This window comes from Magnetococcales bacterium (genome assembly GCA_015231175.1).
In the GTDB taxonomy this organism is placed as follows: domain Bacteria; phylum Pseudomonadota; class Magnetococcia; order Magnetococcales; family DC0425bin3; genus HA3dbin3.
Genome location: JADGBZ010000018.1, coordinates 24,723 through 48,151 on the forward strand (window position 1 = coordinate 24,723; position 23,429 = coordinate 48,151).

The 23,429-nt window shown below is 51.6% G+C and carries 22 protein-coding genes; 18 read left to right on the forward strand and 4 right to left on the reverse strand.

The window, feature by feature from the left end; translation table 11 throughout:
* Positions 1–11 precede the first annotated feature (11 nt).
* Positions 12–1,067 carry a glycosyltransferase gene (locus HQL63_06080; protein ID MBF0176402.1) on the reverse strand — a complete coding sequence of 352 codons (1,056 nt, stop codon included), beginning with the start codon at positions 1,065–1,067 and terminating at the stop codon, positions 12–14.
* Between the two features lie 349 nt (positions 1,068–1,416).
* On the opposite strand from HQL63_06080, the gene HQL63_06085 reads away from it, so the two are divergent.
* Positions 1,417–1,965 carry a methyltransferase domain-containing protein gene (locus HQL63_06085; protein MBF0176403.1) on the forward strand — a complete coding sequence of 183 codons (549 nt, stop codon included), beginning with the start codon at positions 1,417–1,419 and terminating at the stop codon, positions 1,963–1,965.
* A 127-nt stretch (positions 1,966–2,092) separates the two neighbouring features.
* Here HQL63_06085 and HQL63_06090 read toward each other — a convergent pair whose 3' ends face one another.
* Entirely contained in the window at positions 2,093–2,356 is a 264-nt protein-coding gene (locus HQL63_06090) for a hypothetical protein (protein ID MBF0176404.1), read from the reverse strand.
* 218 nt (positions 2,357–2,574) lie between these two features.
* On the opposite strand from HQL63_06090, the gene HQL63_06095 reads away from it, so the two are divergent.
* The 10 genes from HQL63_06095 to HQL63_06140 all read left to right on the forward strand — a co-directional run bounded on the left by HQL63_06095 (position 2,575) and on the right by HQL63_06140 (position 13,298).
* Complete coding sequence (locus HQL63_06095; protein MBF0176405.1) at positions 2,575–3,753, forward strand: acetylornithine transaminase; 1,179 nt, start codon at positions 2,575–2,577, stop codon at positions 3,751–3,753.
* Between the two features lie 13 nt (positions 3,754–3,766).
* Positions 3,767–4,183: a hypothetical protein gene (locus HQL63_06100; protein ID MBF0176406.1), complete on the forward strand. Its 417-nt coding sequence runs from the start codon at positions 3,767–3,769 to the stop codon at positions 4,181–4,183.
* A 41-nt stretch (positions 4,184–4,224) separates the two neighbouring features.
* Entirely contained in the window at positions 4,225–4,374 is a 150-nt protein-coding gene (locus HQL63_06105; GenBank protein ID MBF0176407.1) for a hypothetical protein, read from the forward strand.
* A gap of 40 nt (positions 4,375–4,414) precedes the next feature.
* On the forward strand, positions 4,415–6,250 hold the full coding sequence (locus tag HQL63_06110; protein ID MBF0176408.1) for a carbamoyltransferase: 1,836 nt from the start codon (positions 4,415–4,417) through the stop codon (positions 6,248–6,250).
* Positions 6,251–6,356: 106 nt separating this feature from the next.
* Positions 6,357–7,343 carry a glycosyltransferase gene (locus HQL63_06115; GenBank protein MBF0176409.1) on the forward strand — a complete coding sequence of 329 codons (987 nt, stop codon included), beginning with the start codon at positions 6,357–6,359 and terminating at the stop codon, positions 7,341–7,343.
* Positions 7,336–8,868 (forward strand): radical SAM protein, encoded by a 1,533-nt coding sequence (locus HQL63_06120; GenBank protein MBF0176410.1) that lies wholly within the window; start codon positions 7,336–7,338, stop codon positions 8,866–8,868. Before HQL63_06115 ends, HQL63_06120 begins: the two co-directional genes overlap by 8 nt.
* 618 nt (positions 8,869–9,486) lie before the next feature.
* The gene (locus HQL63_06125) at positions 9,487–10,284 is read left to right on the forward strand and encodes an FkbM family methyltransferase (GenBank protein ID MBF0176411.1); all 798 of its coding nucleotides are present in this window, start codon (positions 9,487–9,489) and stop codon (positions 10,282–10,284) included.
* 73 nt (positions 10,285–10,357) lie between these two features.
* The gene (locus HQL63_06130; protein ID MBF0176412.1) at positions 10,358–11,458 is read left to right on the forward strand and encodes a hypothetical protein; all 1,101 of its coding nucleotides are present in this window, start codon (positions 10,358–10,360) and stop codon (positions 11,456–11,458) included.
* Between the two features lie 66 nt (positions 11,459–11,524).
* Positions 11,525–12,277: a glycosyltransferase family 2 protein gene (locus HQL63_06135; GenBank protein MBF0176413.1), complete on the forward strand. Its 753-nt coding sequence runs from the start codon at positions 11,525–11,527 to the stop codon at positions 12,275–12,277.
* Between the two features lie 37 nt (positions 12,278–12,314).
* Positions 12,315–13,298: a class I SAM-dependent methyltransferase gene (locus tag HQL63_06140; GenBank protein ID MBF0176414.1), complete on the forward strand. Its 984-nt coding sequence runs from the start codon at positions 12,315–12,317 to the stop codon at positions 13,296–13,298.
* Here HQL63_06140 and HQL63_06145 read toward each other — a convergent pair.
* Complete coding sequence (locus tag HQL63_06145; protein ID MBF0176415.1) at positions 13,291–14,298, reverse strand: NAD(P)-dependent oxidoreductase; 1,008 nt, start codon at positions 14,296–14,298, stop codon at positions 13,291–13,293. The genes HQL63_06140 and HQL63_06145 overlap by 8 nt on opposite strands.
* Positions 14,299–14,616: 318 nt before the next feature.
* Here HQL63_06145 and HQL63_06150 point away from each other — a divergent pair, with 318 nt between their 5' ends.
* From HQL63_06150 to HQL63_06175, 6 genes are all read left to right on the forward strand, one after another.
* Positions 14,617–16,155, forward strand: a complete 1,539-nt coding sequence (locus HQL63_06150) for a hypothetical protein (GenBank protein MBF0176416.1) — start codon at positions 14,617–14,619, stop codon at positions 16,153–16,155.
* 65 nt (positions 16,156–16,220) lie between these two features.
* A complete protein-coding gene (locus HQL63_06155) occupies positions 16,221–16,982 on the forward strand; it encodes an FkbM family methyltransferase (GenBank protein ID MBF0176417.1) in 762 nt (253 codons plus the stop codon).
* Positions 16,983–17,360: 378 nt separating this feature from the next.
* Entirely contained in the window at positions 17,361–18,434 is a 1,074-nt protein-coding gene (locus tag HQL63_06160; protein MBF0176418.1) for a hypothetical protein, read from the forward strand.
* Between the two features lie 12 nt (positions 18,435–18,446).
* Positions 18,447–19,397, forward strand: a complete 951-nt coding sequence (locus tag HQL63_06165) for an SGNH/GDSL hydrolase family protein (GenBank protein ID MBF0176419.1) — start codon at positions 18,447–18,449, stop codon at positions 19,395–19,397.
* A 2-nt stretch (positions 19,398–19,399) separates the two neighbouring features.
* Positions 19,400–20,752 (forward strand): MBOAT family protein, encoded by a 1,353-nt coding sequence (locus HQL63_06170; protein ID MBF0176420.1) that lies wholly within the window; start codon positions 19,400–19,402, stop codon positions 20,750–20,752.
* Between the two features lie 77 nt (positions 20,753–20,829).
* Positions 20,830–21,924, forward strand: a complete 1,095-nt coding sequence (locus HQL63_06175; GenBank protein MBF0176421.1) for an SGNH/GDSL hydrolase family protein — start codon at positions 20,830–20,832, stop codon at positions 21,922–21,924.
* Between the two features lie 33 nt (positions 21,925–21,957).
* On the opposite strand, the gene HQL63_06180 is transcribed toward HQL63_06175, so the two are convergent.
* Positions 21,958–22,911, reverse strand: a complete 954-nt coding sequence (locus tag HQL63_06180) for an FkbM family methyltransferase (protein ID MBF0176422.1) — start codon at positions 22,909–22,911, stop codon at positions 21,958–21,960.
* Between the two features lie 242 nt (positions 22,912–23,153).
* Between HQL63_06180 and HQL63_06185 the strand changes: the two genes are divergently transcribed.
* A partial coding sequence (locus HQL63_06185) for a PD-(D/E)XK nuclease family transposase (GenBank protein ID MBF0176423.1) occupies positions 23,154–23,429 on the forward strand: 276 nt, incomplete at its 3' end.

Here is a 23,429-nt window from a genome sequence, read left to right on the forward strand (position 1 = left end):
CTGTTCAACACCTATACGTTCCGCCCTGCCACGGCCACTCTCCGATAGAGCGCCTCATACTGGTCCAGAATGACTGCCTCGGAAAAAAGCGTTTCTGCCCGTTGACGGCAGTTGTTCCGGTCGACAGCAGCAAGTTTTGCCACTGCCAGGCACCCCTCTTCGACCGAACGGATCAGAAAACCATCCACGCCTTCACGGACGATCTCCGGCAGTGCGCCGCGGGGTGTGGAGATGACGGGGGTACCACAGGCCAGGGATTCAGCAAAGACAATGCCAAAAGGTTCATCCCACTCGATAGGGACGACCATGGCCGCAGCCTGACCCAACAAAGCATTTTTTTGCGCATCATTCACCGGCCCAATGTATTCGATCCCATCGCGCCCCAGGCAGGGCAAAATTTCGCAACGCCAGTAGGCCTCCTCGGGACCGGACTCGGCATGGTTGCCGGCAATGATCAGCCGGCGTCCGGCCTGTTTGGCTATGGCCATGGCCGTGTGCGCCCCCTTCAAACGTTCCACACGGCTCAGAAACACCAAGGGTGCATGGTCAGGGACATGTTCACGGAAAGTGAAGGTGCCCAATTCGACAAAATTATGTATGGGCTGCCAAATACCACCGGCACGTTGACCTTTTTGGCAAAGATCGGCACTGCAACAGGTAAATGTCAGCGCCTTGCCCGCCAGGAGGTGCGCCCAACGGGTGGTGGAAAAGGAGATTGGCCGCTCAAACGTCATGATCATGGGAGGACGACGGAGCAACAAAAAGGGAGACAGGTACAATATCCTGGAAAAACTGTGAAGCACCTCGGGCTGAAACAGGCGCACAGCGCGGAAAAGAGCACGAACGTTGTTCAGATGATCCAGACGCCACTGCGACTGCTGGGGTTGCAGGGTTGGCCAGGGGAAAAAAGCATCGGCGGCGACCGTCGACTCCGGATGAGCCACCAAACCCACACCATGCCCCTTGCGGCGCAAACCGGCAACCAACGCGTCAATAACCCTCTCGATACCCCCATACAAGAGCGGCGGCACCGGCAGGAATGGATCGGCTGTCAACAGGATTCGCATGGCACCCAACTCTCAACCACACCCGTCTGGGAAAAAATAGTGAATGACCGGACCAAAAACCAATGAAAGCGTGTTTCAATCATGCTATAGACGCAGGAGGAATCGTGGCCGTGACAGGGATCTTCTCCAAATGACCATCAAACACAAAATCTACAAAACACTTCAGCCTTTACTTCCCGTCAATCAACGCACTTTCAGCATACTCCGATTTGAAGGAGGATGCCTGGTTCAGCGGTTTAAAAACATGATCAATCCTTCCTATCACTGGAAGGTGTTTTCCTATAAGAGACGACAGGGACAGCTGCTTAACATCGGCACCGGGGGAAGAGGTCATTCAGGCTGGATTAACGTGGATGCCCGTACAACATGCGAGGATGTTCATCTGGCTCTTGACATTCGCCGCAAGCTTCCTTTTAAAACAGGACAGATCTCCGGTATTTTCGCCGAGCATGTGTTGGAGCATCTGGATCAGCGCGAAGACATGCCAAAAACTCTCTCGGAATGTTACCGCATCCTGTGTCCTGGTGGCGTCATGCGGATCATTGTACCTGACACAGAGCGATTTTTGCGCGCTTACGTCCTCGAAGATCCGGTTCTCTGGGACCAACTGGGATGGGCCAGGCTCCCGGAGGATATGCCGACCCCCATGCACATGATCAACCACATTTTCCATCAAAACGGCGAACACCTCTTCGGCTATGATTTCGCAAGCCTGCAACTGGTTCTGCGCCAAGCCGGGTTCGCATCCATTACGCGACAATCCTTTGGCTCCTCACTTGACCCGCGCCTGGCCATCGACCGGTCCGAGCACCGGGCATACTCCCTTTATGTGGACGCCCGCAAACCCGCGTTGGCTCAAAAGACCGGAGATGCGGACCGGTCCCTCCCTGCCTCGTGATTTGACGCGAGGCAGGGAACCCTCCGGCAGCCCCAGAAAAAGACGGCGGGGGGCAGGGCGTGGAGACAACCCAACCGGGCCGTCTCCACGCATCCGAACCGGAGTCTCCCGGTCCGTCAACACGAGTTCATGACAAGGGGGGAGCGGCAACCTTTTTTGATTTTGCCTTGTTTTTCTTCTGATATTTCTTTTTTGAATGTTTCTTGACTTTATTGAGGGCGTATTTTTTCTTCTTCGTTTGTTGTTGAAGATCGGTTTGGCTGCCATAGCCTGAATCATAGGCGGGGACACCCTCGTCCACGGCCAATGCCGGTGACGCTGACAAACCAAGGAAAACCGCCGCAACCACAGCGGCAACAATCAACCGGGGAACAGATTGGAACCTGCGCATCATACCTCCTGACAAATATCGAATGGACCTTGACCGTTTGTTGTCGCACCGAGAAGCCCTCATTTTCCAACACCATTTTTTCCTGCGGAGAGTGAGAGGCCCCCAATCGAAACAAAAAATTATCGATGCGGACTGGAAAATTGAACATTTGGCCGTCACAATACACCAAAGAACAGACCCCCGTGAAGGCTGGATGAAGCAGTCAGGAGAAATATCAGATGACGGACCATCAGGAGAGCTTTCGAGTCCTCATGGACATCACACGGCGTCCAGCGATTTCCTTTGCCAAAGGTGATGGCGATTGGCTGATGGACCAGGGGGGAAACCGCTACCTGGATTTTATTCAAGGGTGGGCGGTCAATGCACTGGGACACTGTCCAACTCCTGTTGTCAACGCCATCCATCGGCAGGCTGCCACCCTGATCAATTGCAGCCCAGCCTACTTCAATGAATCGGCCTTGGCCTTGGCCGGCCTTCTGGTCGCCCACAGCTGCTTTGACCGGGTGTTTTTTTGCAACAGTGGCGCCGAGGCCAATGAAGGCGCCATCAAACTGGCCCGCAAGTGGGGCGGGTTGCACCGGGACGGGGCCTTCGAAATCATCACTTTCGACCATGCCTTTCATGGCCGGACTCTGGCCACCATGTCCGCTTCCGGCAAGCCCCATTGGCAAAAGCTGTTTGAACCCAAGGTCGCCGGTTTTCACAAGGTTCCCTTGAACGACCTTGACGCCGTGCGCCAAGCCTGCTCCGCCAAAACGGTTGCCATCATGCTGGAGCCAATCCAGGGGGAGGCCGGCGTTTTTCCGGCCACGGATGACTTCATGCGTGAGCTGCGTGCGTTCACGCGCCAGGAAAAACTCCTTCTGATCGTCGATGAGATCCAAACCGGCATGGGTCGAACCGGGCGTTTGTTCGCTTACGAACATGCCGGCATCGAACCGGACATCATGACCCTCGGCAAAGGGATGGGAGGAGGCGTGCCTCTGGCTGCCCTGCTGTGCCGGGAAGATATCGCATGTTTCGAACACGGCGACCAGGGGGGAACCTTCAACGGTAACTCCCTGATGACAGCCGCAGGCTTGGCGATCCTGGAAGAACTCCTCAAACCAGGTTTTCTGGAACAAGTCGATGCCCAGGGATCATACCTGCGCCAAGCCCTGGAAAAGATAGCCAAGGAGCATGACCTGGGGTCCGTTCGCGGGCGAGGATTGCTGTTGGCCCTGGATTTGAAAAAACCCATAGGCGCCCAGATCGCCGAGATGGCATTGGCACGAAACCTGCTTTTAAACTCACCCCAGCCGGATTCGTTGCGCTTTATGCCAGCCCTGAACGTGAGCCGGGATTCCATCGACCAGATGGTCACCATCCTGGCGGCCATCCTGGTGGAGCTGCTTTGACCAACAATGTGACATGGTGCGGAATGATACGATGAGTTTTTCTGAAAAAACCAGCTCCGACAGAGCCTTCGGTCTCGTCTTTGCGGTCATTTTTGGTTGCGTGGGCCTCATCCCTGTTTTGCGTGGGGCTCCGCCGAGAGTGTTGCTGTTGGTTATTGCCGGGATCCTTCTGACCGTTGCCCTTGCGGTTCCTGCCCTCCTGCACCCCTTCAACAGGCTCTGGCTGGCCTTTGGCGATCTGTTGCACCATGTCATGAACCCAATAATCATGGGCGTTGTTTTTTTTGTGGTCATCACCCCTATCAGTCTGCTCATGCGTCTTTTTGGCAAAGATACCCTGCGACTCCGAACCGACGCGAAAGCCACGAGCTACTGGATAATCCGTACCCCACCTGGCCCTGAGCCGGAGAGCTGTAAGAATCAATTTTGAGTCTTGGGCTGCTGCCAGACCTGAATGCCGGAGGTTTCGACATGTCTTTTTTTTCGGAGTTTTGGTCTTTTCTGCGGGTCAGAAAAAAATTTTGGCTCCTGCCGGTGATCGTGTTGATGGGGCTTTTTGGTGCGCTCCTGACTTTCAGCCAGGGGTCGGTGTTGGCTCCTTTCATCTACACCCTGTATTGACCCCGGGGCAGGGTGGCAGCCCGGTCATTCTGGAAAAAAAATGCGCATACTTGGCATCTCTGCGTTTTACCACGACAGCGCCGCCGCTCTGGTGCGCGACGGGACGATTGTCGCTGCCGCCCAGGAGGAGCGTTTCACCCGTAAAAAACACGACCCCAATTTTCCCCGCCATGCCATTCAATTCTGCCTGGACCGGGAAGGGATCACCCTGGGTGATCTCGACTTTGTGGCATTCTATGACAAGCCCTTCCTTAAATTTGAGCGCCTGCTGGAAACCTACCTGACCTTTGCCCCCAGAGGGTTCAAATCCTTCCTGGCATCCATGCCGGTTTGGATCAAGGAAAAACTTTTCCAAAAGAAGCTGTTGGGTGACCTGCTCACCGGATTGGGCAATCAGGCCTTTCCTTTGGAGCGGCTGTTGTTCCTGGAGCACCACCAAAGCCATGCAGCCAGTGCCTTTTATCCCTCTCCCTTTCAGTCGGCTCTGGTATTGACCCTGGATGGCGTCGGCGAATGGACCACCACCTCTGCGGCCATCGGCGACGGCAACCGTCTGGAGCTGTTCAAGGAGATCCATTTTCCCCACTCTCTCGGTCTCCTCTACTCGGCGTTCACCTACTATACGGGTTTTCGTGTCAACTCCGGGGAGTACAAGGTCATGGGGCTGGCTCCGTATGGGGTACCCCGTTTTGCCGGACAAATTTTTGAACACCTCATCGACTTGAAGGCCGATGGTTCGTTCCGACTGAACCTCGACTATTTTGATTATTGCACCGGCTTGACCATGACCAATGACAGGTTCGCCAAGCTGTTTGGCGGCCCCCCCCGGGGTCCGGAAGATCCTCTTGAGCAACGTCACATGGATTTGGCCACGTCGGTCCAGGTGGTGGTTGAGGAGGCCATGTTGCGCTTGACCCGGGCCTTGGGTCAGGAGACCGGCAAGAGAAATCTTTGTCTGGCAGGAGGGGTGGCCCTGAATTGTGTCGCCAACGGCAAGGTCTTACGGGATGGCCACTTTGACCGCATCTGGATCCAGCCCGCATCGGGTGATGCCGGGGGTGCCCTTGGGGCCGCGTTGGGAGCCTATTACTGGTTTCAGAACAAACCCCGTCACCCGTCAGGCGAAGCGGATGCCATGCAGGGAAGTTATCTGGGGCCGGATTTTTCCCAGGATGACATCGAACAGCGCCTGCGTGCCGAGGGGGCGGTCTTTACGACCCTGACGGATGACTCCCTCCTGGAAGCCAGCGTCACCGCCCTGGAGGCAGGCAAGGCTCTGGGTTGGTTCCAGGGACGCATGGAGTTTGGTCCACGCGCCTTGGGCAACCGTTCCATCCTGGGAGACCCCCGCTCTCCGACCATGCAGACAACGTTGAACCTTAAAGTCAAATTCCGCGAGTCGTTTCGGCCATTCGCCCCTTCTGTTTTGCGGGAAGATGTAGCCGAATGGTTCAACCTGAATGGGGACAGTCCCTACATGCTGTTGGTGGACGACGTTACGGCAAGCCGGCGGCTCCCCCACTCCGAAGCAGCCGACAGACTGTTTGGCATCGAAAAACTCAAACTGCCGCGATCTACAATTCCGGCTGTCACCCATGTCGATTACTCGGCCCGCATCCAGACCGTCCACAAAGAGACCAACCCTCGTTACCATGCCCTTTTGACACGTTTCAAAGCCAGAACCGGATGTCCGCTTCTGGTCAACACGAGTTTCAACGTCCGTGGCGAGCCGATCGTCTGCACACCCGAGGAGGCCTTTCAAAGATTCATGCGCACCCATATCGAAGCCCTGGTCGTGGGCAACTGTTTCCTGCGCAAGGAAGACCAGAAGCCATCCTCCGTGGCGCCCATCCAGGAAAACTTCGCCCCGGATTGAGTACCCTGTCCTTACCCCACAAAGGGTACTGAATAGTTGCCAATCGTTTTTTTGGGTGGGTACTGAACAGATACCGTGCAGGTGATGGCGACACCAGGGATATGTGATGATGAGCAGAATCTGTCTCTACTACATCGTCGAACCGGAAAAAGATCGCTGGTTCCGTGGAGATCACCACATTCGGCCCAAAATTCGACGCTTGTTACGCGGCCCCACGCCTCCAACCGGTCCAGGGCAGGTTTTTGCCAATCTGTGCCGGGGTCTGGATCACCTGCGGGTGCCGTATTGCGTCAACCTTCCTTTTGGCGACCTTGAACAAGGGGATCGGATTGGAGTTCTTGGCCTGGGACTGAACTGTCTGAATGGATACAACCACCCCTTTCCCATTGTGGCTGGCATCAGCCTCATGAGCCACCCCAGCCAGTGGCCAACGTTGTGCGACGATTATCCAGTCGTTCGTTATTTACAGCACTCCTCCTGGTCCAACGATCTTTACAAGCCCTATTTTGGTGATCGTTGCGCCCTTTGGCCAGCCGGTATCGACACTCACTACTGGCAACCAACCCATGACAAAATCCCGAAAGACTACGACTTTTTGATTTACAATAAAATAAGTTGGTGCAGAGAGGAGAGGCGCATTGAACTGATTGATCCGATTCGTCATATTTTACACAAGCGCGGTCTTCGGTCGATGGAAATCCGCTATGGATCCTATCGACCTGACATGTATCGGCAGGCCCTGGCGCGTTGTCGCGCCATGATTTTTCTTTCCGAGAGCGAGAGCCAGGGGATTGCCTACCAGGAGGCCCTGGCTTCAGGCGTGCCAGTTCTGGCATGGGATCCGGGAGAGTGCCGTGATCCCAGCCGCTTTCAATGGGGTGTTCCTCATATACCTGCCTCCTCGGTCCCCTTCTTCGACGAGCGGTGCGGTATGCGTTTTGTGCATTCCGGGGTTTTTCCGGAGGTTCTGGACCATTTCATGGATCATTTGCACACCCATCGTTTTGCGCCCAGAGACTATATCCTGGAAAACCTGACCCTGGAGCTTTCCACTCGCCAATTTTTACATTACCTGGAAGAGGCCCATGCATAAAAACGGCAATCCGTCGTTGGAAGGGATGGCAGGCATGAGCGAAAAAATGTTTCTTTTTGTCAACCTTGCCATCGATGGTGGCTATCAGGGCGTGCATCACGGCATCGCCAGTCTAGTCCCTGTTGTGCGGCAATTTGGTTTTGCCGTTCGCGCCATGAATCTGACATCGCACCTTTCCACGGAGGATTTTCTAGCCCGGGTTGCCGACATAGCCCCGGACGTTGTCGGCTACTCTCTCACATCCCTGCAACAGGGTTATTTGCAAAAATTCTCCATGGCCTTGCGGCAGCATTACCCCAACCTTCTGCAACTGGCAGGCGGCAGCGGAGCCACCCTGCAACCGGACATGCCGGGAACAGGTGTCGACGGATTTTGTCTCGGCGAAGGGGAGACACCTCTTTTCCAGTTGCTCACAACGCTTGCGTCGGGTGGTGAGCGCCTTTCCGTGGATGGTTTTCACTGGCATGGACCCGAAGGCATCCTCCGCCGGCCACCGACCCACTTTGCCCGGGATCTGGATGCCTTTTCCTTTCCGGATTATTCTGTTTTTGACCTGGAAACAGTTGTTTTTGGCAGCGATGCCTCGTTAAGCCTGATCCTGAGCCGGGGATGTCCCTACCAATGTACCTTTTGTTCCAACACCGCTTTGCGTAGCGTATACGACACGACACGGGGCTATTTTCGCACCCCATCCGTCCAGCACGCCCTCGCGGCCATCCGACATCAATTGACTTGCTATCCTCAAGTACGCTTCATCCATTTCGAAGATGATTTGCTGATTGCCCGCAAAAGCTGGTTTATTGACTTTGCTGAACGTTATCGTCTGGAAATTGGCCTCCCCTACCGCATGAACGTGCGCACGGAGTGCATCTCCCTGGAGATTGTGACCGCTTTGCGGGAGAGCGGTTGCGTCATGGCTTTTCTTGGCGTGGAAAGCGGCAATGAAACGTACCGCCGCACCATGCTCAAACGCAATCATACCAATCGGCAAATCCTTGAGCGCTCTGCCCTGATCAAGCAGGCCAACATCAAGCTCTTCACTTTCAACATTATGGGTTTCCCGCATGAGAGCACGGAGCAGATGCGGGATACCCTGGAATTGAATCGTCAAATCGGGCCAGATACGGGGGTCTGCACATTTTTTTATCCCTTTCCGGGCACGGAGCTTTATGATTTGTGCCAGCGCGAAGGTTTGCTCCCGCCCGAGCAGGACACTCCATCTCAACCCACCAATTACAACACCCTCCCGATCATACCGGGTACGCTCCGGGAAAAACGCGCTTGTGTTCGCATGGTCCAAAGCTTACGTCAATATCTTTATTTTCAGGATCTCAAACACAAGATGCGATTGTATCGTCAAACACACTCCAGGGCAAGTTCTGTGTTTTATTTCCTTCGTTTATTTGCGTTCTTTCTTGCGCGCACGCATATTCCACAAAATACCCAACGACGTTTATACAGTCTGTTTCTGCAATCGCAAACTCTGGCGCCAGTGACGCGACGCATCTTGCAGGGAATCAAATGATTCTGTGCAAACTGCCTCCGCGCAGTGTTCACCGGCAGGGCAATTGACACCCCGCACCAAACTCCTGTACTACCGAGGGGTCATGCAGGGGTTGCTTCGGTCTGGGGCTGGTCTGTCTGGTTTTGCTCTGTGCCACATCGCTGATGCAGATTATTCCGTTGCAACTATTCACCACCCTTTCAAGAAAAGCCTGTCGGGCACCACCTTCCAACCCGGTTGATCGAATTTCTCTATTATCTTGTCAGAAATCCACGTTGCAGGGTCCAGGGCGTCTATTGGTCAATGCAATCTTTTTTGTAACCATAGAGGGACGGCGCATCATCGCGTTAAGTTCTACATTACGTAAGATATAAAATTAGACCAAGAGCAGAAAAACGGGTCGGGCAGGATCCATCAGAATATTGGAAAGGAATTGACACCACACACCAAACTCCTGTACTACTGATGACTCATTCGGGGGGGGCTTCTGCCGGGGATGAGTCTGTCAGGTTCTGCTTCACAACGCCCTCCGGTGCAGATTCTTCCTTTGGGTGTTGGGGTGAAATCATCCCCGTTTCGGGTTGCAGTTTGCCAATCCATCAAGCGCGTCAGGAAGGAACGACTCCATTGTGGCTTAGAATGCTGTTAAAGGTGGTGCGCCGTTTTGAGTTTCCCCGCAAATATGGTCTTTATGACCGGCTTTTCGGCGAATCTTTGGCGCGTCTGGGCATTGTCGACATCGAGACCGGCGCCCATCTGACCTGGAAGCTCGACTTGCGCAACTCCCCATCCCGCTGGATCGTCTATGGTCTTTATGACGCAAACTTTCTGATGTGGGCCAAGCGCTTTGTGCCAAAAGACGGGATCATCGTCGACTCCGGTGCCAACATTGGCCAAATGGCCATGTATCTTGGGCAGATGAATCCCGTTGGTCGTTTGTTTGCCTTTGAACCTGGATCACACCAGGCTGATTGGCTTGCCGGGCAGTTGGAAAAAAATCGCCGACACCTCCCCTCGGTGGAACTCCATCGCCTGGGTTTAGGCAACAAAGAGGAGCAACTTTTTCTGCAAAATCATGGCTCGGAAGATACCCACGGTGGCCAGAGTCAAATACGCCCATTGAGGGGTGAACCTGTCCAGATGGTACGCCTGGACAGGTTTCTCAATGAGCGGGGTATCCGGCACGTCGACCTCTGGAAATTGGATGTCGAAGACCATGAAATCCCGGCGATGGAGGGGGCCATGGAGTTTTTGGAGTCGCATCGCATTCGTGCCATCTATGCTGAACTGCATGGCGACAATGGTCTGGCCATTCGTGAATTTTTGCAACGCCTTGGCTACCGAATTCTGACCTTTTCCTCTTGGGGGCGCGATCCTGGACCGGAAAATATTGTCGGCTTCCATGACAATGGACTTTTTGTTCCGTCTGACTCATGACCATCATAAAACATGCCGCTGCTTTTGCCCTGCATCATCATACACCAGCCCGTTCTGGAATAGGTATTCGATCATGAATACATATATTCGCCTTGCAAAAGATTATTTGTTTGTCCTGATTTGTTTTATTGGAGTCATTCTGAGCGGTGCCTTGCGGCCAGCACACAACTGGGACATGATACCGTATGTTGCATCCGCCTATATTTCTGACGGGTATTCAGAAGAGGATCTTAGGTCCAAAACTTATGATGACGTAAAAAATGAGGTCGATTCCGAGAAATTTACCGAACTCACAACTGGATATCTGCCCGCAACGGTTTATCGTGACTGGAGATCGCTTTACGAGATGTCAAAATCTTTTTCCGTGCGTGTCATGTACATTGAGTCCATTCGTCTTATTTCCAAGACGGGAGTCTCGTGCTCTCGTGCATCCCGCATTTCGAGTATTATTTTTGCGTCATCATGTGTCATCCTGATATCGATGATCCTCTCCCAACTTGAGATTCCACAGTTTTTTATCATCCTTGTCATCTACTACGCTGGCATTCACCATCTGGCTGAAATTTCCACAGCTGATGCGATGGCATGTTTTTTCTCTACATTAACCCTGTATTGTATTTTGTCTGAGAGAAACACTCTGGCATTTATTACAATCTCTTTTCTTCCTCTTGTAAGGATGGATTATATTATTTTATCCGCTTTTGCACTTTTGTATATGTTTTTCTTTGTCTCAAAAACAGCATCATTAATCTCGCTTATCGCGTCAACCATGGCTTATTTTTTTGCGATAAGTCATGGCGCTAACTATGGATTCCTCTATTACTTCAACTATACGTTTATCAAAATAGAGCCTTATCCTTCAAAATTTGTTGCTTCAAAGCTTGTTCTTGATTACGTAAAGCCTTACATGAAATGCGCTCTTGATGTTTTTCGTCACTGCAATTTCTCTATATATTTTTTCTCTGCCTTTATATTGCTTGGCAAGGCAATCAATCAACAAATAAATCGTCTTGATTATATTCTTATCATCTCTATCGTTTTTCTTCTTGTTCGCCTGACGTTTCTCCCCTTGTACGAGTGGAGATACTACTCTTTCACCATGATCGTATCGTCTGTTTATCTGATCCATGTCTGCCTCAAGGGCTGGCAAGGCATGAAGAGGGCACCTGTGTAATTGTACATAAAATCAACCATCTGCGCTGCGCCACTTGCGTTGCATCCGTTCAGAAGAGGTTCGATCATGAAGACATGTATTCTTGTTCCAGCGTGGAACTGCTGCCATCTGTTGACGCCAATGGTCGAACGTCTCGAACTGAAGGGTGCTGAAGACGAGATTATCGTGGTGGATGACGCCAGTTGCGATGAGACCTTCAACGTCGCCGCATCTTTGCCCAGAGTTCACGTTTATCGCAATGAGGCCAATCTTGGCTACGGCGGCACCAGCCAAAGGTTGTATCAACTTGCCATGGAACATAATGCGGACTTTACCGTCAATTTACACGGTGATTTGGGACACCCACCGGAGAACTTGCCCAAAGTTCTGGAGCGTCTGCATCAGGGTGATGTCGATATCGTGATTGGTTCCCGTTTGATTTTCATCCAGGAGATGGTCGAAAAAGAGGGTTGGCTGAAACTTCTCGATGCCAAGGCAAGACACAACATGCCATACAACCGGCTGTTTGGCCACATGGCTTTGACAGTCATGCAAAACATGATCTTGGGAACGTCCCTTCACTCTTTTCATGAAGGAATGCGTGGGTGCAACCGTGCCGCCGTGAAGTGGATTCTGGAACATGAGTTTCCCAGTTGGTATGAATATGACATGATGCTCTTGATTCATGCCTATAAGGCGGGGCTCCGCATTTCTGAAGTCGGTGTACCTCCCAACTATATTGATAACGTACACAGTTCCGCCCCGCCGATCAAATATGGCATGCACACTCTGAAAAACACTTGGAAAATACGATCATCCTTGAACCTCGACGAAACATGAGGCCGTTTGTTCTCGCTTCTCACACTGGAGGTTGGGCATGGAAGCACCACTCTTGAAGGATCGAATTTTTTCATCACCGAGATTGGTTCCCTGCAACCTGTGTGGTACAAGCGCTTGCCGGGAGATATTCCCCTCAACGTTGCGCACTCCCGATGAGAAGGCTGATTTTTCCGTTTTTGGTTCGGCTGGAGAGCATCCGCCTGTGGTACAATGCGAGCAGTGCGGCCTGGTCTACGCGAACCCACCGGATGATGGGGAGTGGCTTGCCCGGCAATACTTGAGGACGCCCGTAACCCACTATCTGGCGGAGAAGGGTGCCCGAGAACAAACTGCCCGAGCCGATGCCGCCCTGGTTTGCAGGCATGTTTCCCCAGGACCGGTTTTGGACGTCGGGTGTTCTGCCGGACTTTTTTTGCACGCCCTGCCCCCGGAATACCCCCCCCTGGGAATAGAGCCTTCGGTGGCTGCGGCGACAGAAGCCAGGAAACTTCTTGGCGAACATGCTGTGATCAACATGCCTCTGGAGAAGACCGAACTCCCCCAAAACCACTTCCAGGCCATCACGCTGTGGGACGTCATCGAACACCTGTCGGACCCGGCGGGGACGGTGCGCCACCTCGTCAGCCGTCTGCGTCCCGGGGGGGCACTTTTTTTGGTGACACCAGATTTCGGCAGCCTGTTTGCGCGCCTCACCGGTCCGAGATGGCCTCACCTGGTACGACATCACCTGTTTTTCTTTACCCAAAGGAGTCTCACAAAACTGCTCGAAGCGTCAGGCCTGCGGGTGCTGAGTATTTCGACCCACACTTGTCACTTCTCCTTGCGCTATCTGCTCGAACGTGCGGGCTTTCTCGCTGTTTCTCCCGAGGGCAACGGAAAAAAAGGACACAGCCCCCTGATGAGCGCCATCGTGCCGGTCAATTTGGGTGACGCCATGCTGGTTGTGGCAGTCAAGCCCTCCCTGCCACAAGGGATTGGACAGACTGGATTCCGCTGCCAAAGGCGATGCAGAATCACGTAACGGGATCGAGCGTGGCTTTTTTCTCCAGTTGCTCCAAAAAATCCTGATAGGCGTCCTTGATAACCTCCTCCAAGGTAAATTTGGGAAACCACCCCAGCTCTTTTTTGGCTTTTTCGTTATCTGGAAATTTGTCATTGGCTTCTTCGAACAGAGGCCCATGAATGGTTTTTGGATCCACCTTGATGATGGCACTCGGGCTGCGCGTCACTTCCAGAACCTTGCGTGCCAAATCGAGGACCGAAACCTTGTTGGCCGGATTGCCGATATTGTAGGCCTCTCCCGAGCGTCCAAACCGCAGGGCACGCACGATGCCATCCACCATATCCTGAACGTGGGTGATCGCCCGCACGGCATTGCCCTCATTGAAAACTGTCAGAGGTTCGCCCGCATGGGCCTGGCGGAGAAATCTGGGAAGCACAAACCCACCCCGGGGTGACTGATGGGGACCGGCCACATTGAAGGGACGCACAATCACTGCGTGCAGATCCTTGACCCGGCAGGTGTTGATGATGGATGTCTCGGCAGCCAACTTGGCAATGGCATATTCAAGGCGTACTGTCGTAACCGGCGGCACGATTTTGGGCGTGGTCTCGGGACAATATCCTCCCTGACCGCCTCCATAGACCTCACTGGTGGAAACATTCAAAAATTTTGCCGCATTCTGGACGCAATAGTCCATGACCAGATAACTGTCCGTCACCACCTGCCGCACCATTTCGCCACTGAACTTCAAGACCCCTGCCGGGCCAACCGGAGAAGCCAGATGGTAGACCTCATCAAATTTGGTTTTGACGCCCCTGGCAAAAAAATTCTGAATGGTCAAAATGTCCCAGGTCAGGTTGGGTCTGTTGCCAATTTTGGAAAAATAGTACTCCAAACTGAGAGGTGAGGTGGAAAGGTCGTCCACCACATGTACCCGATCTTCTTGATCCTGCGTCAGAAGCTCCGTCAAATGTGTTCCCAGAAAACCAAACCCGCCTGTAATCAAAATTGTCTTCACGGTCTTCCCCCGGTAGTACGTGGACGAGATGTCGTCAAAAATTCAGCAATCATTCAAAGCCCATCGCCATTCAGCGCCTTTCCGGAAAGGGTGTGCCATGAGAAACCTTACACGAAGAATCGACCGTTGACCCCGGCAACTCCAATGAACTAGCATGCTCGGGATCAAAGCTTTCAGGTCGTCGGTTCAGACAGCAGCCATCTTCGCAAAGACAGCGTCGGATTCTAGCATCAGGCACGAAAATGCTCCAGCGGAAAGTCTCTTCACCTCTGGCGTGTGTTTTTCACTGGGCGTGCATGGGGGCCTCAGGGAAGTCGAATGATGGAACGCAGACCACAGCCCCAAGCCTATCGCTCTGTCGGCCTTGCCGGACACAGGTCATTCAGATCTGACAGCGGGTCGTCCGCTGGCCCTGCGGGCCTGTCCACTCCCCCCTTTCTTCTGACTCCACAGAGAAATATTCAACTTTACGCTTTCGTTTTATCCGCGTTGGCCAGTGCAAGCATAGGTTCCTGGGCATTCCTGAATAACAAACCGTTATCTACTGAAGAAAATCTTGTTGGACTGTCTATTATTGTAATATCGCTGTACTATTCATTTAAATGGTACATATCAAGAAAAAAGTTTCTACCTTTCGTTGAGATATACTCTCTTGTCGTTGGAGTCTACTATGGACTCCCTATGATATTTGGCACAAACGATGCGTTTGTCAGCACTTTTGTAACTCAAGAAAACCGTGTTAAAACAGGCCTTGTCGTATTACTCAGCCTCATTATCACTTCTATGTTTTACCGATTAACAGAAAAACCAACCAGACGGGACACGTACAGGACCATCAAGGTCATTCCTCACAGAACTGCCGTCGGAATATTCCAAACATTTCTAGCATTATCGACCATATACAACCTATTATTCGTTCTCGGGGTTGTTCAACCTCTCATAGGCAATTTTCTCGCCACCATGAACATCCTTTCGACAAACGTTCTTGGAACCATCTCCAGTTACATCCTTTTCCGTTTGATCGGCGAGGGCAAGCTGTCGAAGAACCAGGTCTATGGCACGATCATCCTTATTTTCTTTAGCACAATCGTCATTTCCAGCGGACTCATGCTCATCAACATTATTCTGTGGATTTTACCTCCCATCCTTGGGTACACCCTGGGGCACGGACGCATCCCTTTGAAGGTCATTGTCCTTTTGGTGGGCATGATCGCTGTTCTCAGTATTGGCAAAGGAACAGCGCGGAGCATCTATTGGGGAACCCCTATCACCTCCGTTGTTGATATTTTTCAGAGATTTACTGACTGGACCAACATCTCCTTCGTCGCTTTCCAGGCGGAGTCAACCACGAGCACATCCATGCTGACGGACAGACTCAATTTCTCTGGAGTTCTGGGCATGGTTATACAGCGCACGCCTGAAGAAGTTCCTTTTATAGGTGGGACGACCTATGCCATGCTGATCTCCATGATTGTGCCCCGTTTTATCTGGCCTGAAAAACCGGATGGACATGCCGCCACTATTTTTTTAGGAATACACTACGGCATCCACACGCTCAATGAGGTCATCGCGACAAGTATCGGCATAGGTCTTCTGGGTGAATCCTATGCAAATTTCGGAATGTTCGGCATCGTTGTTTTTTCAATCTTCATTGGATGGGTTTTAGGGTACGCCCATCGCGTTGATATCACTGCCCCTCCCTTGTCCATGCGCAGTTTCGTTCTCATCGGACTTTTAAATTCTGTCACAAAAATTGAATTTGCCCTTGTCGAAATCATTATCCCTCTGATACAAATCGGTGTTTTATTGCTTCTGATCTATGGCTGGCTTTTCAGACATCAAAAAAGCAACCGTTAATGGGTATGATGTTTGCGTTTTTGCTATAAAAAACCCAACACTGTTCTACAACAAAGAGTGCCATCATGCCAATTTTACGCTGGACTATGGAAAGAGTAAGCGATCATCTTGTTTTTAAAAGAAGAATGCCTCGGCAATTTGGTGGTCGTCCGATCTATGTGACACCTGGGTCGGCGCTAAAATATTGGAGGTTAGATCTTGGCAGGATCGATCCGGACCTGCTGCGATTTGTCCAAACCTATGTCCATCCTGGCCACCAGGTATGGGATATCGGGGCCAACGTCGGTCTCCTCTCTTTTGCAGCAGCCGGTCTCACCGGAACCCAGGGGGGTGTCCTGGCCATCGAACCGGACACCCGACTGGTGGAAGTGATCAGAAAAAGTCTACGATTACAAGAAAATGCCGATTTACGGCTTGATGTCCTACCTGTTTCGGTAGCCAGCGATCTGGGCATCAGCCATTTTCACATCGCTGCCCGTGGACGCAGTGCCAATCATTTGGCCGTGGCAAAAGGGTCAAGTCAGACAGGTGGCACTTCCACAACATATCCTGTCGTCACCGTCACTCTCGATTGGCTTCTGGAAAAGTATGGAAAGCCTGATATCATCAAAATTGATGTAGAAGGCGCCGAACATTTGGTCATGCAAGGAGGGGAACGTGTTTTGCGAGATGCTCGCCCTGTTTTCTTGTGCGAGGTGTCGGATTTCAACAGCCCTTTCATTTCTGATCTATTCAAGAAAAATCACTATCAAATTTTTGATTGGGAAAAAAATGACAATAAACCAGTTGACCTAGCCCCTTTCAGCACATTGGCCTTACCTCGATAGTCATGCAGCTTTTTTCTGCAAACCCAAATCTTTCATCTCTTCATTAAAGAACCACCGGTCATCGATTCAACAACAGCTTCCCAACAGCGAACGTAACCGCATCAATCAAACCTGGACTAATTTTTTTTGGCGCCCACGAATGTGGCACGTTTTTTTCTAGCATGGTTTCGCAGGTAAACCAAAAATGGGGGCATGATGGTCTGGACTCGGGTGGGGGTGGAATGTGCTTGACAAAACAGGGGGGAAAAAAAAATGGATGCGATTGATCATCATTGAGCTGGCGATCGTGGCCATCATCGTAGGAACCGTATTGCTTCTGTCGGATGCGGATTTGCATATGCCTTTCCGTTATGCGCTTTTTTGATCGGTGGCAATGCGGTGTTTCACCATTTTTTTGCTATTCCGGCTGCCCTGATCGGATCCCTTTACGTGGCTTTGCTGATGGCAGACTTGGCCGTGGCCGTCTTATTTACGCAACCGCCGCGACAAACGGGTGCGCTTTACCAACAGGATCCAGAAAGAGGACACGCCCATACACCCGGTTTTCGGGGTGAGATTTTTACCCGTTACCCCTTTTGGGTCGGCATCAATCGCCACGGTTATCGGGGTGACGAGTGGCGGTTCCATGAATCGTTCCGGGTAGCGGTTTTAGGGGATTCCTTTGTCTTCGGCGAGCCTTTGCCCATTGCAGAGGGGTTTGTCGCCAAAGCTGCGGCAAGATTTGATGATCATGTGGGATATTATAATCTCGGCGTCAGCGGTTACGGTCCAGCGCACCACGAAGTGACTCTGGCCCGGGAGTGCCCGGTCATTCGCCCACGGGCCGTTTACTATATGTTCTACCTGAACGATACCGCATGGGATAATATCCGCGCCGATGCCACCACCATCTTGAATGGACATGTGGTCCATACCATGGATCGTCACGGACACCGTCTGACCAGGGAAACGTTGCTGAAAAAACTGGAAGAAGCCCGTTCGCAGGAGACTCTGTACTGGGCGGATGTTGTACGGTTGCACCATGTGTCGGAATTGATCCTCTCCCGTATCCGCGTAATCGGGAACAAAGGCGACCCCGCTGTCCGTTTTCGCCAAACCACATCGCCGGATCACTCTCCAGAAGATATCGAGCGTGCAGCCCGGATCATCCAAAAAATAGATTTTTTGGCCAGGGAGTGTGGTGCGGATTTCACGATGATCATACTACCCAGCCGATGGGAAGCACGTTTCGGAGTCGTTGAGCCAGCCACGGAGCGCCTTCTTGCTCTTCTCGACAAGGCCAACGCCAAATTGGATCTCCTTGATTTGCGTCGTACAGCCTCGAAAGAGCACGATCTTGGCATGCCGAAGGACGACCACTACAACCCCCAGGCCACAACCTGGGTGGCAGAAGAGATGACCCGACATCTGCTCGTGCGCCATCCTGAACTCCACCCATTTTTGCGCCCCTGATTGGAGCTCATCATGAACCTGCGTCGGCTTTTTGCCTCCATGGCCACGGTCATCGTTACTTTGCTGGTCTCCGCACTGGTCGGCGAAGGACTGGTCAGGATAAAAAATGCCAACCAGAAGAGCTATACCATTGAGATGTGGCGCTACGCCCGAGAACTCAAGCAAATGGATCCTGAACTGGGACATATCCACCAGCGTGGAAAATCGTCTTTGTTGCAAAACATACCCATTTCCATCAACTCCTTGGGCATGCGCGGACCAGAACTACAGTCCGATGCCAGGCCGCGCATTCTGTTGCTTGGCAGCTCCATCACCCTGGCCTGGGGGGTTCCGGAAGAGAAGGGCTCCAGGGCACAACTGGAGCGGCACCTTGGTGGCACCCATCAGGTTTTGAACGCAGCGGTCGGCAATTTTAATTTGCCGCGTTATATCCGTCTGTTCGAGCGGGACTTGCGGCAAATCATCAAACCCAAGATCGTCGTCATCGACTACTTCATCGACGATGCAAAACCCATGGATTCCGCCAGCGGCAATTGGATCATGCGGCACAGTGAGTTTGCTGTCACACTCTACTATATTGCCAGCAAATTGTTGTACGGTAGCCGAGATTTGAGGAGCCTGAAGGAGCACTATGATGCCATTTACGACGACTCCTCAGAGACCTTCCTCTCCTTGAAAGACGCGATGGAACAGATGAACCAGATGTCTCATGACGATGGATTCAAGGTCATTCTGGCACTCATTCCGGATGTACATCAACTGACCCATTATCCCTTTGCTCACATTCATGCCAAAATGTGTCAGCAAGCCCGATCATTGGGGTGGACATGCGCTGATTTTCTTGATGATCTGGGGAAGTTCAGCGGACCGGATCTGTGGACCATTCCTGGTGACCCCCACCCGAATGCCACCGCACACGCCATCATGGCGGAACGTTTGGCAAAAGTGATCAAAGGTTTGTAGAAATGCTTTTCCAGTCTCTGCCATTTTTGGTGTTTTTTGTCACCTTTCTTGTGGCACTGCCTTTGTTTCATGGTTTGGCGCGTTGTATTTACGTCACGGTAGCCAGTTACATCTTCTATGCCTGGTGGGAACCCCGGTTTGTCCCGGTATTGTTGCTGCTGACTCTGTTTGCCCACCATTTCGCCAACCGTGTCCATTTAAACCGCCACCAAAAATGGATTGTCGTCGCCCTGGGTTTGGTGCCCTTGGCACTCTTCAAATACACCAACTTCATTTTGGAAAATTTTGCCCGGTTGAGTGGGTTTGAGATTCATTTTCATGCCGACTGGCGGTTGCCATTGGGCATCTCGTTCATCACGTTTACAGTCATCGCTTATATTTTGGATATTCAGTCCGGGCGCACTTCGCGGGAAGGCCGCTTCTGGTATTCGGCTTTATATATTGCTTTCTTTCCCCATTTGATTGCCGGCCCCATTTTGCGCGCCCGCAAGATTCTGCCTCAGTTGCCACACTTGGGACTGAACCGAAGAGCATTGAAATTTTCCGGCCTTCTCTTCTCCCTGGGTATATTCAAAAAAGTGGTGATCGCCGATCAGATTGCTCCCCATGTGGAACAGGCATTTCGTGGTCTGACAACCTTGACCCAAGGAGAGGCTCTGCTGGCTTTTTATGGTTTTACAATCCAGATTTATTGTGATTTTTCGGGATATTCCGACATGGCGATGGCCCTGGCCCTATTGTTGGGTGTGCGGTTTCCTATCAATTTCAATTCTCCTTATCTCTCTGCGAGTTTCCGGGAATTTTGGCGACGCTGGCACATTTCCCTGTCCCAGTGGCTGCGGGATTATCTATACATTCCTTTGGGTGGGGGGCGAGGTTCCCTGGCACAAACCTTGTTCACCCTCTTCACCACCATGCTGATCGGAGGTCTTTGGCACGGTGCAGCCTGGACCTTTGTCCTGTGGGGTGGTCTGCACGGCTTGTTTCTGGTCGTTGAGGCCGTGGGGCGTCATTGGCGCATTCACCTGCCGCGATGGCTGCGCATTCTGCTTGTGGTTCATGGTGTTGGCGCACTTTGGATCCTTTTCCGTGCCCCGGATGTCACCAGCGCTGCCCGATTAATTCTCAGCGCCTTCTCTCCCGGGGATGTCGGCGCCCTGCTTGCAAACCCTTTGCCCGTACTTTTGATTTTTTTAACCTGGATCTGGCACCCCTACGACAATCCCTCCCGCGTGCGCTGGCTGGCGCACCGTATTCCCTCCCGGATGGCCTACCCTGGGATTTTAATGCTGATTCTTGTTTGCGCCGCAATGACGGTCGAAAATCCGAGCGCTTTTATTTATTTCGATTTTTGACTGCGTGTTATTGCATAACACAACCTGTATTTTTATCTTAGTTATGCTGTCAGTAACCGTATACACAGGGGCGCGTCATGGAAAAACTTCGTTTTTTATTGTCACTTGCCGTCTTAAATATTATCCTGTTCTCTCTTGCGGAAATTGTCGTTCGTGTCGTCGCACCCCAAAATCTTTCGGGCACTTGGAGGATCTATGATTCTGATGGGTTGATGATCAACAAGCCTTTACATTCTGCACGACAACAGGAAAATGGAAGAGTTATCGAATACTCTTTTGGCCCTTTTGGCATAAGGGGTGTGGAAGGGATATCGGATGCCAAAAAAATCCTGGTGGTGGGTGATTCCTATACATTTGGGTTCCTGCTTCCCCAAGATCACACCTTCGTCAACCAATTGCAGATCATGGCTCATGCGGTACATGGCAAAGGAACTGTACAATTTTTAAACGCAGGTGGTGGTGGTTGGGGTGCAGATTCCTACCTCCGTTTTATCGAAAGCTACGGCGACTTGATCAAACCGGATGCTATCCTGGTTTATCTGAACATCAACGACATCAGCAGCAGTATCAGGAATGGTTTTTATCAATTAAAAAACGATCACAATTTTGAACTTGCTTTCCGCCCTCTTCCGGTATCTACAAACATGAAAATTAAAAACATCATGAATGCAGTGCCCGGGTATCAGTGGTTATTGGAGCACAGCCATGCTTTTCAATGGGTTCGAATGTCCTTCTTGAACCGGAAAAAACCGGAACCAGCAGCACATGCCTTTACCATGGCAGCGTCTGATGCTTTGCAGCAGGAGAACATTCCGCAGGTCGATGCGGCACGGTTGGGAAATGCCATCTTTGTGCGCCTGAAAAGTTGGACCGACCGGCGCAATCTCCCCTTATTGGTTCTGACGCCTGGGTTTTTTGATCCAGAGGTGGACACCCGAGGCGGGGATCACTCCTTTTTCATACAATCCCGAACCTTTTTTCAGCAGGTTGGAGTATCTTACGAGGATCTGTATCCATACGTATTGGGCTCGCACCAAAAAGAGCAGGCAAAGCTCAGGATTCCAGGCGACGGACACCCCAACGCAGACGGTGCTTCTCTTATTGGGCGGGCCAGTTGGCCATTTGTCAATACCATTCTGCTGGGCCACCGGGCTTCGACTGTGCCAAAATAGTTTGTGAGATAAACGTTTCCTGCAAGCCCCCTTTCAGGAGGGCCTTTTCATGGTCAGTTGGTTTTTCTCGGGGGCACAGCCAAAACGAAGGTCGGTGCCCTTTTCTTTCAACAATGTCTGGACCAGTGAAAGGTCGGCAATCGCCAATAAATTTTTTTGTCCCATGCCCTTAAATAGCTTAAACGGATGCAAAGTGTTCATGCCTGGATCGAACTCATACAAATGATAGCCAAAACCCAGTAAATAATTTTTGACGGTTTCGGCACCAAGAACATTGCCGTGACCCAGATTTTCATTGAACTCCAATTGTATGGAGACAATTTTTTGCTCGGAAAGAAAATTTTTTGCGCCTTCCAGCACAAAATATTCACCTCCCTCCACATCAACTTTAATCAGATCTATTCTTTCAATATGGTGTGTTTTTGCGTAGTTATCCAAAGAATCCACTTTAATGCTCACTGTCTTTTCCGGTCCATCTTCCACTTCAACACCATTGAAAGGGATGTGATTTTCCATGTCTTTGCCCACGGTAAAAGTCTTGACACCTGGTTCGTTCCAGAGGGCTTGTCGTTCAATATGCACCATGTCCAAACGATTGAGAATAATTTGCTGTCCCAACCTGTCGAAATTGACTTGATCTGGTTCAAAGGCAAAAATTTGCCCCTGGAAACGCAAGCAGGTCGAGGCCCACAAGGTATAGATGCCAATGTTAGCCCCCACGTCGACGACGACGTTTCCGGGTCGTAGAAAATTTTTTATAAACAAAAAATCGGACCAATCCATGACAGAATTGTAAGCCAGGAACATGGACTCCCGGGAGTCAGAATAGAACCAAGCCTCGCAACTATCCCAAACTCTGTGCGTCCATGGCCGATGCAGCAGACGCTTACGTATATGCCAGTCGACAAAACGCAGCAGCGCTGAAACAGGCTTCTTACGATTATAAGGATGTTGATAAAGAAAGCACAAGAGTCTGATCAGTTTCATGTTTCTCTATTTTCTCTTATAAAAACGCGACCGTCCTACAAAGAATATTTGCCATCACACCCACCCCCTTGCCTCTGTCGGCAGCCAAGAGGCTGAACTCGGCGCCGACTGTACCACTTGTCAAACCATTTATCCAGAAATGATCCCGATGAACGATGATAACCAATTTTCATCATGACCGCCGTGTTACTTTCCCGTATCATGGTGGCGAGAATAACCGACGCTGATTGCACGAGCTCACCATGAAATTCATTGACCCCAGAATCGACTTTGCCTTCAAAAAAATCTTCGGCAGCGAGGATGCCAAGGATATCCTCGTCAGTTTTTTGGAGAGCCTCCTGGAGCTGGAAGGGGAACGCCGCATTGCCGAACTGACGATCCTTGATCCCTTCCTGGCCCCGAAGATCAAGGAGTTGAAATATTCCATCCTGGACGTGAAGTGCCGGGATCACCGGGGGGTATCCTACATTGTCGAGATGCAGGTCCAGAAGGTGGCCGCCTTCCTGAAGCGAATCCAG